Annotated in this window: 17 protein-coding genes and 1 other RNA gene; 6 read left to right on the top strand and 12 right to left on the bottom strand. The window is 36.1% G+C overall.

Annotated features, from left to right (window positions below):
• Positions 1 to 27 precede the first annotated feature (27 nt).
• The 5 genes from dxs (at position 28) to GQ598_RS08445 (ending at position 4,618) form a co-directional block, all read left to right on the top strand.
• Positions 28 to 1,884 (top strand): 1-deoxy-D-xylulose-5-phosphate synthase, encoded by a 1,857-nt coding sequence (dxs, locus tag GQ598_RS08465; protein WP_160403649.1) that lies wholly within the window; start codon positions 28 to 30, stop codon positions 1,882 to 1,884.
• Positions 1,885 to 1,891: 7 nt separating this feature from the next.
• On the top strand, positions 1,892 to 2,176 hold the full coding sequence (zapA, locus tag GQ598_RS08460) for a cell division protein ZapA (RefSeq protein ID WP_160403647.1): 285 nt from the start codon (positions 1,892 to 1,894) through the stop codon (positions 2,174 to 2,176).
• A 64-nt stretch (positions 2,177 to 2,240) separates the two neighbouring features.
• Positions 2,241 to 2,422, top strand: a non-coding RNA gene (gene ssrS, locus GQ598_RS08455) — 6S RNA.
• 26 nt (positions 2,423 to 2,448) lie between these two features.
• Entirely contained in the window at positions 2,449 to 2,994 is a 546-nt protein-coding gene (locus GQ598_RS08450; protein WP_160403645.1) for a 5-formyltetrahydrofolate cyclo-ligase, read from the top strand.
• Positions 2,995 to 3,157: 163 nt separating this feature from the next.
• Entirely contained in the window at positions 3,158 to 4,618 is a 1,461-nt protein-coding gene (locus GQ598_RS08445) for a catalase (protein ID WP_160403643.1), read from the top strand.
• A 61-nt stretch (positions 4,619 to 4,679) separates the two neighbouring features.
• On the opposite strand, the gene GQ598_RS08440 is transcribed toward GQ598_RS08445, so the two are convergent.
• The 6 genes from GQ598_RS08440 to GQ598_RS08415 are packed head-to-tail and all read right to left on the bottom strand — an operon-like array spanning position 4,680 to position 10,324.
• The gene (locus tag GQ598_RS08440) at positions 4,680 to 5,291 is read right to left on the bottom strand and encodes an AAA family ATPase (protein ID WP_091346055.1); all 612 of its coding nucleotides are present in this window, start codon (positions 5,289 to 5,291) and stop codon (positions 4,680 to 4,682) included.
• A gap of 11 nt (positions 5,292 to 5,302) precedes the next feature.
• Positions 5,303 to 6,160, bottom strand: a complete 858-nt coding sequence (locus tag GQ598_RS08435; RefSeq protein WP_160403641.1) for a class II fructose-bisphosphate aldolase — start codon at positions 6,158 to 6,160, stop codon at positions 5,303 to 5,305.
• An 11-nt stretch (positions 6,161 to 6,171) separates the two neighbouring features.
• Entirely contained in the window at positions 6,172 to 6,579 is a 408-nt protein-coding gene (locus GQ598_RS08430) for a DNA replication initiation control protein YabA (RefSeq protein WP_160403639.1), read from the bottom strand.
• 14 nt (positions 6,580 to 6,593) lie between these two features.
• Positions 6,594 to 7,883, bottom strand: a complete 1,290-nt coding sequence (locus GQ598_RS08425) for a PTS sugar transporter subunit IIC (protein WP_160403637.1) — start codon at positions 7,881 to 7,883, stop codon at positions 6,594 to 6,596.
• 21 nt (positions 7,884 to 7,904) lie between these two features.
• Positions 7,905 to 8,207, bottom strand: coding sequence for a PTS sugar transporter subunit IIB (locus GQ598_RS08420; RefSeq protein ID WP_091346064.1), 303 nt, complete (start codon positions 8,205 to 8,207; stop codon positions 7,905 to 7,907).
• Positions 8,208 to 8,233: 26 nt separating this feature from the next.
• On the bottom strand, positions 8,234 to 10,324 hold the full coding sequence (locus GQ598_RS08415; protein ID WP_160403635.1) for a PTS sugar transporter subunit IIA: 2,091 nt from the start codon (positions 10,322 to 10,324) through the stop codon (positions 8,234 to 8,236).
• A gap of 1,159 nt (positions 10,325 to 11,483) precedes the next feature.
• Between GQ598_RS08415 and GQ598_RS08410 the strand changes: the two genes are divergently transcribed.
• Positions 11,484 to 11,897 carry an ester cyclase gene (locus tag GQ598_RS08410; RefSeq protein ID WP_160403633.1) on the top strand — a complete coding sequence of 138 codons (414 nt, stop codon included), beginning with the start codon at positions 11,484 to 11,486 and terminating at the stop codon, positions 11,895 to 11,897.
• A 79-nt stretch (positions 11,898 to 11,976) separates the two neighbouring features.
• Here the strand turns inward: GQ598_RS08410 and GQ598_RS08405 are convergent, their stop codons facing one another.
• The 6 genes from GQ598_RS08405 to GQ598_RS08380 all read right to left on the bottom strand — a co-directional run bounded on the left by GQ598_RS08405 (position 11,977) and on the right by GQ598_RS08380 (position 17,156).
• Positions 11,977 to 12,588, bottom strand: coding sequence for a hypothetical protein (locus GQ598_RS08405; RefSeq protein WP_160403631.1), 612 nt, complete (start codon positions 12,586 to 12,588; stop codon positions 11,977 to 11,979).
• 12 nt (positions 12,589 to 12,600) lie between these two features.
• Positions 12,601 to 13,353: a 23S rRNA (guanosine(2251)-2'-O)-methyltransferase RlmB gene (gene rlmB / locus GQ598_RS08400; RefSeq protein ID WP_160403630.1), complete on the bottom strand. Its 753-nt coding sequence runs from the start codon at positions 13,351 to 13,353 to the stop codon at positions 12,601 to 12,603.
• Positions 13,354 to 13,381: 28 nt separating this feature from the next.
• Positions 13,382 to 15,796 carry a ribonuclease R gene (rnr, locus tag GQ598_RS08395; RefSeq protein WP_160403628.1) on the bottom strand — a complete coding sequence of 805 codons (2,415 nt, stop codon included), beginning with the start codon at positions 15,794 to 15,796 and terminating at the stop codon, positions 13,382 to 13,384.
• Positions 15,797 to 15,975: 179 nt separating this feature from the next.
• Positions 15,976 to 16,296, bottom strand: coding sequence for a hypothetical protein (locus GQ598_RS08390; RefSeq protein ID WP_160403626.1), 321 nt, complete (start codon positions 16,294 to 16,296; stop codon positions 15,976 to 15,978).
• A gap of 243 nt (positions 16,297 to 16,539) precedes the next feature.
• Entirely contained in the window at positions 16,540 to 16,701 is a 162-nt protein-coding gene (locus GQ598_RS08385) for a hypothetical protein (RefSeq protein ID WP_160403624.1), read from the bottom strand.
• A gap of 143 nt (positions 16,702 to 16,844) precedes the next feature.
• Positions 16,845 to 17,156: a hypothetical protein gene (locus tag GQ598_RS08380; protein WP_160403622.1), complete on the bottom strand. Its 312-nt coding sequence runs from the start codon at positions 17,154 to 17,156 to the stop codon at positions 16,845 to 16,847.
• Between the last annotated feature and the right edge of the window lie 394 nt (positions 17,157 to 17,550).

Here is a 17,550-nt window from a genome sequence, read left to right as displayed (position 1 = left end):
CAACTAACTAAAAGATAACATTATATAATGAATTTAGATAATTACCCTTTGTTAAAACAAATAAACTCGCCCGAGGACCTAAGACGTTTTCCTCAGTCACAGTTATCGGCGATTTGCCGTGAACTTAGGCAATATTTGCTAGCATGTGTTAGTCAATCGAGTGGACATTTAGCATCGGGGCTAGGCGTGGTTGAATTAACCACAGCACTACATTATGTCTATCATACACCTTTTGATAAAATTATTTGGGATGTTGGTCATCAAGCCTATCCCCATAAAATTTTGACTGGTCGTCGAGATCAAATGCTCACTATTCGCAAAAAAGAGGGACTTCATCCATTTCCTCATCGTAATGAGAGCGAATATGATGTACTAACAACAGGGCATTCTTCGACTTCAATTAGTGCTGCGCTTGGAATTGCAATTAGTGAACAAAAAAAACAATCAGGTAAAAAAGTAGCCGCCATCATTGGCGATGGTGCATTAACGGCTGGTATGGCATTTGAAGCGATGAATCACGCTGGTCATATTAAGCCCGATATGCTAGTAATTGTCAACGACAATGATATGTCGATTTCAGCAAATACTGGCGCACTTAACCAACATCTTACTCAAATCCTATCAAGTAGAGCCTATACCTCTTTTCGGGAAAGTGGCAAACGTGTATTAGCAAATATTCCGCCATTAAAAGAACTGGTCAAAAAAACTGAAGAACACTTAAAAGGATTAGTCACACCAGCCATCTTGTTTGAAGAGCTTGGTTTTAATTATATAGGTCCTGTTGACGGGCATGATGTTAATGGTCTAGTCACTACTTTACAGAAAGTTCGCCAGCTAAAAGGACCACAGCTACTCCATGTGATTACACAAAAAGGCAAAGGTTATGCGCCAGCTGAAAAAGATCCGACTTTATGGCATGGTGTACCAAAATTTAACCCTAATGATGGCATATTACCTATCGCCCAAAAAGTAACCCCAACATATTCGCAAGTTTTTGGCGATTGGCTATGCGAAATGGCGCAAAATGATAAACGTTTAATGGCAATAACCCCTGCAATGAGCGAGGGTTCAGGTATGACAAAATTTGCCAATCGTTATCCTGACCAATTTTTTGATGTTGCAATAGCTGAACAACATGCCGTTACCCTAGCCGCTGGATTTGCAATTGGTGACTTAAAGCCTGTTGTAGCTATTTACTCAACTTTTTTGCAACGCGCATACGATCAAGTCATTCATGATGTTGCCATTCAAAACCTACCTGTATTATTTGCCATCGATCGCGCTGGCATTGTTGGCGCCGACGGCGAAACTCACCAAGGTGCATTTGACTTAAGTTATCTACGCTGTGTACCCAATATGGTCATTATGACACCGAGTGATGAAAACGAATGTCGGCAAATGCTGTACACAGGCTATTTACATAATGGGCCTGCAGCAGTGCGTTATCCTCGAGGGGAAGGCTCAGGCACACAACTCATGCCATTAACCGCAATTCCGCTAGGTCAATCTAAATTATGTCGACAAGGCAAAAATATCGCTTTACTTAATTTTGGCACTTTGCTTCCAGAAGTTTTACAAGCTGCAGAGCAAATTAATGCTACAGTCATTGATATGCGTTTTGTTAAACCACTGGATAAAAAAGTCCTTTTGCACATTAGCCAAACTCATAATATACTTGTCACCATTGAAGAAAACAGTATCAAAGGCGGGGCAGGTAGCGGCGTCGGTGAATACTTATTATCGAAAAAAATAAAATGTGATATTTTAAACATTGGACTTCCCGATAAGTTTATTTCGCAAGGTGCTCAAAGCGAAATAAGACAAGATCTGGGATTAGATCACAAACACATTATCGATAAAATTAATAATTTTATGAATCAATAGGTTAAACATGGAAACTCAAGCTGTCACTATTCAAATTTTTGGACGAACATTAAAGTTCAATTGTCCTGTTGATGAAGTCGACGCACTTAATCGTGCAGCAAAAGATTTAGATACACGCTTAACAAATTTACGAGAAAAGTCCCCTCAGGTTGGCAGTGATCAACTTATTATGACTGCGGCGCTAAATATTTCTTACGAACTGACAAAAGAAAAAGAACGAAGTAACGAATTTAGCGATCGGCTAAAAATGCTACAACAATTACTTGATTCTGCCCTAAATACCAACAATTAACTATTTGAATTGTAAATTTAATACAAATGGTATTGTATGATCTGGTAAATTTTGTATTATGTAACCACCTCTGAGATGATCGCGATGTGGGTTAGTCCCCTGAGCCGATAATCTTATCTTAAGAACGGAGTGATTTTTAATTGGTGAGTATGCCTTACTTGTAAGGAAACCTAAAAATTAAAACACGATGTTCACCTTGAACCGTGGGTTCAAGGGTTACGACCCTAACGACATCTTGGAGCTTCCTTTCGACCTTACAACAGTGAAAACTGATGAATATTAGGCAAATTATACGTCAAAAAAGACGACAATTATCTCCCAATGAACGTGACATTGCGCAACAAGCTATACATCAAAAAATTGCCCGTCACCAAGCGATTAACACAGCAAAAAATATCGCTATATTTTTATCATTCGATGGCGAAGTCGAAACAAAACCCATTATCGAATATTTATGGCAACAAAATAAATCTGTCTATTTACCTATTATCCACCCTTTTGTCTCGACACATTTACTCTTCTTAAAATACACTAGCCAAACCCGACTTATTAAAAATAAATTTGGTATATTAGAACCTGAATTAAACGTATTAAACGTACTACCTAACAACCAACTTGATATCGTTTTTACTCCGCTAGTTGCTTTTGATCAACGTGGTTATCGTATTGGGATGGGCGGTGGATTTTACGACCGATTACTAGCAAATTATCAATCAAAAAAAATCTTACCTATTGGGCTTGCTTTTGCTTGCCAAAAGGTACAACATATTGATAACAAACCTTGGGACGTCAGACTGCCCGAAATTATTTATGCTTAAGTTTATTGATAATAAATTAAACACTTTTTTCTAAGTATAAAAATAATCATATAAAACTTTTTTACTATGCACTACCGTTCAAGTTCCTAGTACATAATATTCAAAAGCAATTGAGTCTTCCATCTTTAAAAGCTTTTTTAATATCATATAAAGGAGTGTTGCAATGTCAGATAAAAAAGTACTAACCACTAATAATGGCGCACCAATAGCCGATAACCAAAACTCTCGAACAGCAGGTCCTCGTGGTCCAGTTTTGTTAGACGATTTCCAACTTATCGAAAAACTTGCCCATTTTAACCGTGAAAATATTCCTGAACGACGAGTACACGCCAAAGGCTCTGGCGCACATGGTACCTTTACGGTAACAAATGATATCACCCAATATTCTCATGCTAGCCTATTTGCTAATGTTGGTAAACAAACCCCAGTTTTTGCAAGGTTTTCAACTGTTGGTGGAGAACGAGGCTCATCGGATACAGCGCGTGATCCCCGAGGGTTTTCAGTCAAGTTTTATACCGATCAAGGTAACTGGGATATTGTAGGCAACAATACTCCTGTCTTTTTTATTCGTGATGCGCTCAAATTTCCTGACTTTATTCATACCCAAAAACGTGACCCTAAAACCAATTTAAAAGATCCACAAATGATGTGGGATTTTTGGTCTTTATCACCAGAATCACTTCATCAAGTCACTATTCTATTTTCTGACCGTGGTATTCCTGATGGTTATCGACATATGCACGGCTATGGCAGCCATACCTATAGCTTAATAAATAAAGATGGCGTTCGTACTTGGGTAAAATGGCATTTTAGAACCGAACAAGGTATCAAAAATATTCATCCCAAAAAAGCGGCAGAGATGGATGGAGCCAATCCAGATTCGGCACAAGAGGATTTATTTAAAGCCATTGAACGTGGCGACTACCCAAAATGGCGTCTTTACATACAAGTCATGACCGAAGAGCAAGCCAATAATCATCCTGAAAATCCGTTTGATGTCACAAAAGTGTGGTCACAAAAACAGTATCCATTAATTGAAGTCGGCGTGATGGAACTCAATCGTAATCCTGAAAACTATTTTGCAGAAGTTGAACAAGCGGCTTTTGAACCAAGCAATGTAGTGCCTGGAACAGGTTTATCACCAGATAAAATGCTTCAAGGTCGAATCTTTGCTTATGCCGATGCTCACCGCTATCGTATTGGAACTAATTATCAACAATTACCAATCAATGCCCCAAAATGCCCAGTACACAATTATCAACGCGATGGTGCAATGCGTTTTTATAGCCCAGATAATGCCCCTAACTATGAACCGAATAGCGTCGATAGTGCACCAAAACAGCAACCACAATATGCCGAACCACCAATGTATGTACCGGCTGGGACAATGGATAGGCATGATCATCGTGTGGATGGCGATTATTACTCACAGCCACGTGCATTATTTAATTTAATGAATCCCGATCAAAAACAACTGCTTATTGATAATATCGTTGGATCTATAAAAAACGTAAATCGAGACATTCAAATTAGGCAGCTCACACACTTCTACAAAGTGCATCCTGATTATGGTTCTGGAATTGCCAAAGGACTAGGGATCGATGTTGACCTAATAAAAAGCTAGTACTTAAAATAACAATGCCGACTAAAATTGGTCGGCATTTTCATTTTGATAATGGCACTATTTATAGCTTAACTATTTGCTTCAACTCATTCAATAATCTTGAGTAATCTACTTTAGTAAAGTCAGTGACATCAACTTGAATCAAGTTACCTAAAACAAATTGATCATACTGCCGCATTTGGCAAACTTGATAGAATTGATCCTTAGTGATTAAATCATCAGCAAGATTTCGATTTTCTAACGTATCGCCATAATGATAGTGTTGCATAATATGACATAAATGGCGCTCAGGTGAACGATCACGCTGATAACGACGTTGCCATATCACATCAAAATCAGCAACTAAGCGAATGGTTATCACTTGATAGTGATATTGCTCAGCAAATTCACTCAGTTGCCTTTTTTGCTTATCACTAAATGGGTATTCAGAAATAATCACCCTTTTACCTGCATCCATATAGAGTTGTAAAACACCGTAATAAAATTGCCAAACTTTGTGTTCTAACGCTTCCTTTTCAGCTTTACAATTAAAGCCAATAGACTCAGCATATAAAATTTTGGCTTCATCGGGTGTGATAACAAAGCTATCTTTAAATTGCTGTTGCAATTGATTAACTAGATAGGTTTTTCCCGTACATGGACAGCCTGCCAGTAAAATTAAATATTTCTGCATGCTTACATACCTTAGTTAATACGACTATTAACGTTAAGAAACAAACTCATTTTATGTTTGATAATTTCTTTAACCGCTTGATTAGCCGGAATAATATTGTGCCGTAATGATTTATTCACTTCAGTATCAGCAAACTTATCTTTGGCAACTTGCGTCCAATTAACTAATAGTTCGGTACCTACATTAAATTTACGAATACCATTATTAATCAGTTCTGGGTAATCTTCTTCTTTAACACCAGTACCACCATGAATAACCAAAGGAATATCAACCATAGCGTGAATCTCTTTTAATAGCGGAATATTCACCTCTGTTTTTGATTTAAATTGTCCATGATTAGTACCAATGGCAACAGCTAATGCATCAATACCCGTGGCTTGAACAAACGCTAACGCATCTTTCGGTTTGGTATAAACTCGATCATTAGGATCAACATCAATGCCCTCTTCTGTTCCACCAATTGTACCCAACTCACCTTCGACCGATACGCCACGTGCATGCGCATACTCAACCACTGCACGGGTTTTTAAAATATTCTCTTTAAATGGCAAAGAAGAGCCATCAAACATCACCGAGGTAAAACCACTATCGATAGCTTCTTTAATATCATCAAAATTTTTTGCATGATCTAAATGTAATACAGCATCAACAATCTCTTCATCGGCGATTGCTTTTACCGCATTAACCAATACTTTAAAGCCAATATAGCGTGCGGTATCAACGCTAGTTTGTATAATAATTGGTGCACCTACTTCTTTCGCTGCGCGTAGCATATCAGGCAGCATTTCTAAGTTGTGCGTGTTAAACGCACCAACAGTAAAATTGAGTTTTTGAGCTAATAATGTGACATCTTTTAGTGTGGTATACATAATAATTTCCTTTAATCTCGTTGAACCGTAACTTGTTTGGCAATGTTGCGCATGGAATCCATCTTATTCATCCAAAAATCAATATCGTCAATTGAACCATGTTTTGCTGCATCGGCACGTTTATGGTTGTACAAATTCATTAATGCTTTATAACCTTCTCCAATTGATTTTTTATGTTGTAAACTCTTTTCTAAATACTCAATTGCAAAATCAACACGATCTAATTGGCAATAAAGAAGTCCTGTTTTTTCATATAATGAGGCTAAAGTTACCGCATCATCTGTATGATCAATTTGTTGTAACAATTGACTAATTGATTGTTCAATTTGGTCAATTTGTGTTGATGTCAGGCTACTTGTTATGTCTGGTTTATCAACCAACTCTTTTTTGGGTTTACTTTTTTTAAAAAAGTTAAACATAGCAAACTCCTATCCTAAAAATGCTTTAATAAAGGACTTAAAATCCATGCATAAAGTAACGCCGCTGTAACTGTATCAACATCGGTTGCTGTAGCATTAATAAAGCCCATTTGATTAAAGATAGTCACCAGTAATGCAGGTAATAAAGTAATAAAGAAACCATGCGCAATACCACCAATGAGCGCACCACGGCGACCACCAACAGCATTACCGAATATGCCTGCGGTACCACCAGCAAAAAAGTTAGTTAACATTCCAGGTAAAATCATGGCTAATCCAAAAGCTGGCAACGTCAACATCGCAATCACAGTACCAATTGATGTGGTAATAAAACCTAAAATGACTGCATTTGGGCTATAAGGAAAAAACACAGGACAATCAAGCGCCGGTATAGCATTAGGAACCACTTTCATCGCAATACCTCTAAATGCGGGTACAATTTCACCGAGCAATAACCTAACGCCAGCTAATAACACATAGATCCCCACAACAAAAATGATGGCTTGCGTAAAAGCATACATCACATAATGTTGGCTACCCGATAATGTTGAAGCATACGCCTCGCCGGCAAAAAGAACCGTAATAATATAGAGAGGGATCATAACGACCATAACTGACAGATAGGTATCTTGCAAAAATTCAAATGATTTAGGTAATTTCATCTCTTCTATTGAACGTTTGTTTTCACCTCGCTCCCCCACAACATAAGCAACACCCGCTTCAAATAAATAACCAATTGTACAAAAGTGACCAAGCGCAATGTCATTAGATCCCGTCACTTTACGAATAATCGGCTGTGCAATAGCTGGCATAAATACCGCAAAAAGTGCACCAACAAAACCGCCAACTACAATTAGCACGACGCCAGAAAGTCCAGCAAAACTACCAAATACCGTGGTCATGGTTGCCATCCAGAGAATAGCCTGACCAGTTAAAAAGATATATTTCCAGCGAGTAAAACGGGCAATTAGAATATTAAAGATAAAAATCATCAAAAAAGTCAGAGCAATATCACGACCTAAACCTAACTGATTCATGGCTTGGCCATTAATCGCCTCAATAGACGGGATAATCCCTTGCATATCAAATCCAGCGGTAAAAATGTGCCCGAAATAGGTCAAACTGCCAACAATGATACTTGATCCCGCATTGAGCACTTGAAAGCCCAATAATGTTTTAAGCGATCCCGAAATAATTTGACCTACTGATTTACGTTGCAACATCAAGCCAAACATAGCAATGAGACTAATTGTTATCGACGCTTGCGTTAAAATATTATCGATAATAAAGTTAATTACGTTCATAGTATTCTCCTATTTGGCAATTTAAAGCAGCCCTTTTTGTTGCAATACTGGACTTAACTTCTCATCTATTTCAGTTTTTGAGACAATATTTTTCAAATAAACAATTGAGGTCTGTTCACGGATATTAAACTTAGCAAACTGTGGGCGAAAATTTTCAGCAGTGATAATAATATCGGCGTTCATAGAAGCAGCAGATGAAATATCAGTATGATCCAACTTGGCATCAATTCCTTTCGCTTTTAGCACGTCTTCCGTCGCCATTTGCGCAGCAAAACTACTGCCTAATCCCGCACCACAAACAAATAAAATAGTTAAATTACTCATTTTCAATCCTCCTATAATTTAATGGTTCAATTCGAATTAGGTTCATTAAATAAAATGTTCTTAAATTGCTGTACCGAATGACACATTATTAAGCTTTCAAGTTTTTGTTCATCATTAATCAACTCAATCAAACTACGCATAATATTGAGATGTGAAAACGAATCGATAGCAGCTAAACAAAATATGATTTTGACAGGTCCCATTTCTGAATTACCAAAATCCACGGGATGACGGAGAGTCACGACACTCACCCCTAACTGGTTTACGCCATCTTCAGGGCGAGCGTGTGCCAACGCTAAATTTTTGCCTATAACGATATATGGACCATATTGCTCGACCGACGTAATCATGGCATCAATATAAGATGGTAAAATAAATTGTTTTTTTAATAATGGCTCAGCCGCAATTTTGATCGCTTGTTGCCAATTTGAACTATCTTGCTGCAATATAATGTCATTATCGGTAAGAATATCTTTCAACATAGGCTGGATTTTCCTTTTATTGATTTTAAGATTATTAATCGCTAAACATTTTTCGAGTTGGTTATAAATAGGTCCTGACACGATGCCACCACTTTGTTGAATCAAATCAACCAATGAATAGAAAAGATCGGTCGCATCAACCAAATGATTTACAACGCGTTGATTAGCCCTGTGCTTAGCTAAGAAATCAGTGATAATAGGATGATTTTTCTCTTTTAAAATCGGTTCTAACACCAATACTGGATGAGCTAAGTGCGGTAATGGAAAAGTAGAAAATATTAAGTCAAAATCGAGTTGAGCTAATAAATTCTGATCATTACGTCCTAAAATGGCTAGTACATCAATATTAAAAAACTCTTTAAGTGTTTCTGCTAATAAGTTAGAAGTTGCTATACCATGGTCACAAAAGACCACTGCTTTAAAATAGTAGCTTCGCTCTTGATTAATTGCGCTTGCAAAGGTAGAAAAATGAATAGTTAAAAAGGCAATTTCGTCATCAGATACTTTATGAGTTAAGGTCGTTTCAAGTTCTTGCATAAACATAGCAATAACTGAATAAATTGCACCATAGTTTTGTTTGATGTTATCGAGTAATGGATTAATAATATGAATATTATTACTCACTCGCGCAATAAGACCTGCTAAATGTTTACATAAATTTTCGTACAGCTGTTCTTGTTTGGTTGAAAATGGAATTTGTGTTTTTTCTTCGACATAATTAACTAACTTAATCGCTAATAACTGTGCATTTACCCACTCTATATAGTTATTGATATCCTTGGTATTGAACGCTTCTAGCATATAAATAATGTATTGTTGTTCTTGCCTATTAACTTGCAAAGCAACATGCCGACAAACCAAATGAATAAATTTTGCTATTTCGCCCAAATCATTATTATTAAAATCAGTTCTTATCATGGTGAGATGATGTTGCTGCTGGTTTCTAATTACCCAAATAGCAGTAAAAACAACCAGTTGTTGAATATAAATCTCATCATGAATCTGGCTAATAGTTTGGTGGGCTAATTTTAATAAGTCACAGATAAGAGATTGAGGAATATAATTAAACAATAACTGCTGTATCAAGCTTAATTCATTTAATGGTTTATCTAATTCTAAATTACCGGCGAACTGATTAATCGCTTCATACATCATTAAACGAATAGAGCGTTCCAATCCGACAAACTGCATACCTTGTTTAGGCTGGCTGATTAATTCAATATCATATTTTTTCAGCCTAGTTTTGAGTTTTCTAATATCTTCATCTAAAACACTTTTTGAAACAAAAAAAACACTTTCTTTATGACTGAGAATGGTTGGAGAGGCAGAAAACGCAATAGACAGTAACAAATCAAACTGACGTTCATCTTTACTTAAAATTGATGAAGTTGGCACGCCCAACAATGCGTTGTGAATTAACTGTTTTTGATCTTGCGTCGCATTGATTATAAAACCTTTACTACGCACTGTTGAAATTAAAGGAAATTGTCTTTGCGTTAAAAACTCATTAATTTCTTGGATTTCATTGCGAATGGTTCGCGCACTAATCTGAAACTCTTCCGACAACATCTCGGAGGTGATCGGATAGTCGATTGAAATAAATTTCTTAAATAACTCAATGGTTCTTGTTCGCATAAGCTTATTCACCTATTGACTTCATAAATTAAGTATAAGTGAGATAGATTTGCTTACCTAGTTGGTATTTTTGCCAATAAAAATGGCAAAATTACTAGTAAAAAAGAAAAAAAGATTGAAAGAAGAAAATAGTGTTAAATAACACACACAAAACAATGTTAATAAAATATTGATTATAATTGTTTTTTAACAATAACAGCTGAAGATCAACGACCTGTTCTGCGAACTATTAGTCTATATGAAAAACCACTTTGCAAACCCGTTTTTATTGTGTATTTTCCCTATCTAAAAGGCATTAACCATACCCAATAATATTTATAGCCTGAAACGGCTATACAAAAACTTTTAGAATTTATTAATATATAGGATGAAAGAGTGTTATTTGTCCATCATGTTTAGGTAAAATAATCAAAGGATTAACCAATGAAATTCATTAAGTTATTTATTATATTGTTGTTTAATTTTATTGGAGGATTGCTAAGTTATCAATGGTGTTATCGCTTTATCAAAAAACAATACAATACACCTGAATATTACTATTTAATGTACTATGGTTTTTGTTATTTCTGTTTTATTGTTATTTCAATCTTCATTTTAAACAAAATAAAAAAAACATCAGGGTTAATCATTTGCGGTTTACTTATTGGCATTTTAATTAGCCTTATTTTTATGATTATCCCTCAGTTAATTCGAGATCCTTATTTATATCAGCATTATTTAATTGATTCCATTGGTTTCGGTTTGCTGATATCAGCATGGATCACCCTTAATTTTATAATATACCCAGCAATTTTATTATGCTGTCATTACACGATTTTGGGGATTGAAAAAATATATAGCAAAATTAATTTAAACTGATAATCAATTATCAAACCGAATAGATATGTTTTATTCACTCTACCTTGATCTCAAAGATTTGTGCATGGCTGTTTTATCTGTTTTGGATGAATATGGGTTAAAATAGTGTTATCACTTTCACAAAAAATATTAAATTGATTATATTTTATTTTTTAAAACATCAACTAAAATTCACCTACCTACTTTACAAACTAGCAATCTATATAAAAACCAGTTTGCAAACTGGTTTTTATTGTGTATCTTTTTCATCAAAAAAGCATCACCATACCCAATAATATTTATAGCATGAGGAAAAGAAATTATGTCAATCAAAGAAAATAAAGTAGCTATACAAAAATTTTTAGAATTTATTAATACTGGAAATGTTGAGTTATCTAAAGAAATAATCTCAGAAAATGCAATATTTTATGCACCAACAAGCCCAGAGCCATTGAAAGGCCCTTCAGGCTATATGCATGTACTAAACATAATGCGAAGTGCTTTCCCTGACATTCAATGGAAACTGGAGGAAGTTGTTGCAGAACAAAATATCGTTGCAACTCGCTTTACACTGAACGGCACACATAAAGGGCATTTTTTTGGCATTGAACCATCGGGGAAAAAAATTGAAATAAGTGCTATGAATTTCTACTATTTTTCAAATGGCAAAATAATAAAGGAATATGGGCAACCCGATATATTTGGTTTACTTAAACAAATAGGCGCAATAAGTTAATCATTTCTCAATATCTCAATTCATTGACTTTGTTGGTGACAGCACATTTTGTCACCAAATAGACAATACCCCCCCCAACTTAACGGCGTTTTTTTCGTTGTTTTATTGCGGTCAATAATGGCTGGTGGCATTTATAAATCATGTCAGAGGGCAGCATGATTAACTCGGCCAACGGCACCGTCCAATCAGGAATTTCGGTATTTTCAGGGTGTTTATCATCGATAGGAGTATCAATAGAATAACGCTGTGCACTGGCAAACAACGCTTGTTTTTTAGCGATATCAGTATCATCGGCATCGTTTAGCATTTGGCAGTTATCAAGCACTTTTTGAGCAAAAAGATCGGGCCAATTGGCAGGCTGATCTTTAAGTTCAACAAGTCCGGCGATATGCCGAAGCATATCACGAAATAGCAATAGATAAACCATCTGCAAATTACGACCTGAAAGCTTGGCTAATTGATCATCAGATAATTTATCATTAATAACACTCGGTCCCCACTTAAAAAACAAAGTGTCTTTATAAATTTTGATAATTGGTTTAATTGCTTTAAATTGTGGTTTAATTAGTTTGTCAATTTCACCTGAAAGTTGCATAGTAGGGTAACCAACATGATTACGTCCATTAAGATCTCGCTCAGTAAGTGGCTTTTGTTTTTTTCGAGATAACAATTTTTTAATTAACCCAAACATCTTAATCCCTTACTATCTATTTTTTTGCCGCACAATTTCAAATAAACAAACACCCGTTGCCACTGACACATTAAGCGATGACACAATGCCAGCCATTGGAATGCTGACTAACTCATCGCAGTGCTCTTTAGTTAAACGGCGCATCCCTTCACCTTCCGCACCCATCACCAATGCAAGCGAAGTTGCTGTTGATGTTTTATAAAAATCGGTTTGATAAAGCGTACGATCAGCTTCGCCAGCAGTGCCCACAATCCAAACTTGATATTCATCTTGTAACATTCGCATCGTGCGTGCTAAATTGGTCACTCTAACCACCGGTACACTTTCAGCTGCGCCACAGGCAACTTTTTGTACGGTGGAATTAAGCGGTGCTGAGCGATCTTTTGGCACAATAATAAAATCGACTCCAGCGGCATCAGCGGTTCTTATGCAAGCACCTAAATTATGCGGATCAGTCACACCATCTAAAATTAAGATAACAGGATTTATCTGCCCTTCCATAAGTAAAGGAATATCATTTTCTTGATAACCTCGACTTGGTTTAACCATGGCTAAAATGCCTTGATGTACACCGTTTTTTGACTTTTCATCTAACCATTGACGGTTAGCTATTTTCACTGGCAAACCAAGTTGCTCTAACTGACGTACAACGGCAATAAGACGCTTATCTTCACGCCCTTTAATAATAAATACTTCAATAATTCTTTCTGGCGAACGCGCTAATAATGCTTCAATGGCGTGCAGGCCATAAACTGTTTCACTCATTTATCTGCTACTCTTTTATCTTATTAACTTATTTGGTTTTATTGACTGATTTTGGTTTCGATTTGTTACGTTTTTTACTTTTAGCTTTCGCTTCAACTTTCGTGCTTGATTTCGCACTCGGTTTAGCCTTTTTTTTAGTACTTGGCTTAGTACTACTTTCGCTAGTTGATTTTTTGCGTTTTCGCTTAAGCGGCAAATCAGCATGCTGATCGGTTTGGGATTGTTTAGACTTCTCTTTTGCTGTTTTACCTTGACGTTTCGGCTTATTATTACTGCCAACCAGTGAAAAATCAATTTTACGTTCTTCTGGATTAACATTATCGACTTTTACTTGCACTTTATCGCCTAAACGATAAGTAAAGCGGGTATTTTCACCAATTAAGCGATTACGCGAACCATCAAAAGTATAATAATCATTTTCAAGCGATGACACATGCACTAAACCATCAATAAATAGCTCGTCTAACCGCACAAAGAAACCAAAATTAACTACGCTCGAAATCGTACCGTTAAATACTTCGCCGACATGATCTTGCATATAATCACATTTGAGCCAATCAACCACATCACGCACAGCTTCGTCGGCACGTCGTTCAGTCATAGAACAGTGTTCGCCAAAATAGAGCATTTCGCTTGTATTATAACGGTACCCGCCAGTCTTACTGGTCTTTTGTTGTTCATCGGCTAAAATCCATTTAATAGCACGGTGTAAAAGTAAATCAGGATAACGACGAATTGGTGAAGTAAAATGTCCATATTCCTCAAGCGCCAAACCAAAATGACCTCGATTTTCAGGATCATAAATGGCCTGCTTCATTGAACGCAAAATAACGGTTTGCAACATATCATGATCAGGGCGTGTTTCAACCACAGTCATTAATTCGGCGATATCTTTAGGCTTAGGATTAGCTCCACCACCAAGCGACAATCCTAGTTCGCTTAAAATGCTACGCAGATTATTTATGCGATCTTCATCGGGTCTATCATGCACACGGAATAATGAAGGAATATCAGCTTTAATCACTAATTTTGCCGCAGCCACATTGGCTAAAATCATACACTCCTCGATGATTTTATGAGCCACATTCCGCTGTGCAAGCTCGACGCTTTCAATACGCTTATCAGCATTAAAGATAAATTTAGGCTCTTCTGATTCAAACCCTATCGCCCCACGGGCAACACGAGCTTTATCAAGCACACTATAAAGCCCGTAGAGGTTTTCAAGATGAGGAACCAAGTCATGGTAATGCTCACGAAGTTCCTCATCACCCTCTAAAATCTTAGCCACTTTGGTATACGTTAACCGAGCATGCGAATTCATCACCGCTTCGTAAAACTCGTATCCTGTCAAACGGCCTCGATTAGATACGGTCATTTCACAAACCAAACACAAGCGATCGACTTGAGGATTTAACGAACATAGTCCATTAGATAAAACCTCGGGCAACATAGGCACAACTCTTGAAGGAAAGTAAACCGACGTACCACGCAAACAAGCCTCTTTGTCTAACGCTTTTCCCGGCCGAACATAATAACTTACATCGGCAATAGCCACCCACAAACGATAGCCGCCACCACGGTTTTTTTGGCAATAGACCGCATCATCAAAATCACGCGCATCTTCGCCATCGATGGTAACTAAAGGCAAATTGCGTAAGTCTTTACGACCTTTTTTGGCACTTTCGGGCACTTGATCGGTAAATTTGCTAACTTCGGCTTCAACCGCTTGAGGTAATTCATATGGAATTTCATGATTACGCAAGGCAATATCAATAGCTAAATTCGTCCCCATCATTTCACCAAGGACTTCTTTAATCACACCCACCGCTTTTTGGCGACGCTCTGGTCGCTGTTGTAACTCAACTACCACAACCGATCCCATACGCACAGTGCGATCAGGTTTACCCGTTATTAAAATATCAAAGTTCAAACGGCTATCATCAGGCACCACAAAACCAACACCTTGCTCGATAAAATAGCGACCAACAATTTGATTACTACGCGGCTCTAAAATTCGCACTACCCTAGCTTCGGTTTTACCACGATATTGTGTACCGATAGGCTGGGCTAAAATCACATCGCCTTGTAACACCTTTTTCATCTGTTCAGGTGCTAAAAAATAGTCCTCAGAGTTCCCCTCTACCCGCAAAAAGCCAAAACCATCACGGTGGGCAATAACCTTACCTTTGACCATGTCAAACTTTTCGGGCAAGGCATAACATTTGCGACGCGTAAACACCACTTGCCCATCACGCTCCATTGCGCGCAAACGACGGTGCAATGCCACTTTTTGCTCTTCATTTTTAATGTCGACAGCTTGGGCAATTTTTTCTAAACTTGCTGGTTTTGCTTCTTGTTTAAGGTAATCTAAAATAAGCTCACGGCTAGCAATGGGGGAATCGTACTTCTCGGCTTCGCGGTCAAAAAATGGATCTTTTATCATAAAGGGATATCCTGTGACTAATATTAGCGCTAGCATAACATAGAGTGCTATAACTTAAAATGAAGATTCAATTTATAAACAAGCGTCAAAGAGTTGTTAATGTTTTGAGAGTTATGATTGACAAGTTCTTTGCATAAATAAGGATAAAATTAATTTTATCCTTATTTAAATTTAATTAATCATTTCCATTTTTTCTTTTTTCTAAAAGGTCTAGGGCTTTCAAGCCAGCCAATTGCAAATAGATAAATATAGATAAATATTCCAGCGGATAATAGTAATAGGTCAAACTCAGATGAATATCCTCTGATTGTTTTTTTTTCTCCTAAAATAATGATCAGCATTAATATGACAGCATAGTTTAAGATTAATACTATTCTTTTTTTCCACTTTAACCCATTATCGTATCTATAATCTCTGATGGAATATTTTTTAAATCGATAAGAAATAATAAGAGGTATAATAGAAAAAAAATAAAATAAGATATAAATTAAAGCAACCATATTTATTATTCCAATTCTTCCGGATGTTCATCATATTTGCGATATTGCGAACCATCAGGACGAGTACATAAATAATATTCTGAATTTTTTGTTGGATCAGAACTTATTGCCATAATAAACTCACAATTTTCAACTATTTTACCTACATTATCTATTTCTGCTAGCTGAGGTACTTATAAATTTATTTCACTACTTTCTTCGTCTTTAATGAAATAATTTAAATTCTCAGACAAGGCATAACATTTACGGCACGTAATAAACACTTGCTCGTTTTGCTTCTTGTTTAAGGTAATCTAAAATAAGCTCACGGCTAGCAATGGGGGAATCGTACTTCTCGGCTTCGCGGTCAAAAAATGGATCTTTTATCATAAAGGGATATTCTGTGACTAATATTAGCGCTAGCATAACATAGAGTGCTATAACTTAAAATGAAGATTCAATTTATAAACAAGCGTCAAAGAGTTGTTAATGTTTTGAGGGTTATGATTGACAAGTTCTTTGCATAAATAAGGATAAAATTAATTTTATCCTTATTTAAATTCAATTAATCATTTCCATTTTTTCTTTTTTATGTATCTACGTGGGGTTTCAAGAAAACTAATAAAAAATACATACAATATAAAAATTAAAACAGCCGACCAGAAAAAAATAAGTTCTAAAAAAAGCCCTTCTCCTGGCTGACTTATCATAAACAGGCTATATAAAAAAATAAAATAAAAATAAAGAAGAGCTAAACGTCGTTTACGATTTAAAGTTTTATCATTATCATAGTCCATTGCAATATATTCCGAAAAATAGTGCCGAATAAAACACCCAACAATAGCAAAAAAATAATAGCTAACCCACATTTCAACAGCCATGCAAATCTACCTTTTAATTTTTCATGTAGTTGATAAAAAGACATATGATTAATATAAAATATCAACATCTTCTATTTAAATTCAATTAATCATTTCCATTTTTTCTTTTTATGTATCTACGTGGGGTTTCAAGAAAACTAATAAAAAATGAATACAATATCAAAATAAAAACAGCCGACCAGAAAAAAATAATATTTGAAAAAATACCTTCTCCTGGCTGACTTATAATTAACACGCTATATAAAGAAATAAAATAAAAATAAAAAAGAGCTAAACGTCGTTTACGATTTAAAGTTTTATCATTATCATACCTAGATTACACCATGAAGTGCAATTTTTCTTAGCTCCTTTGAATAAAAGGAGGCAGGGCTTTTAAACTTATGCCGTTTTCTTG

Source organism: Gilliamella sp. Pas-s95 (genome assembly GCF_009795795.1).
GTDB classification, from domain to species: domain Bacteria; phylum Pseudomonadota; class Gammaproteobacteria; order Enterobacterales; family Orbaceae; genus Gilliamella; species Gilliamella bombicola.
Note: the sequence above shows the minus strand (reverse complement) of the source record. Positions and strands in the feature narration are given on the sequence as shown.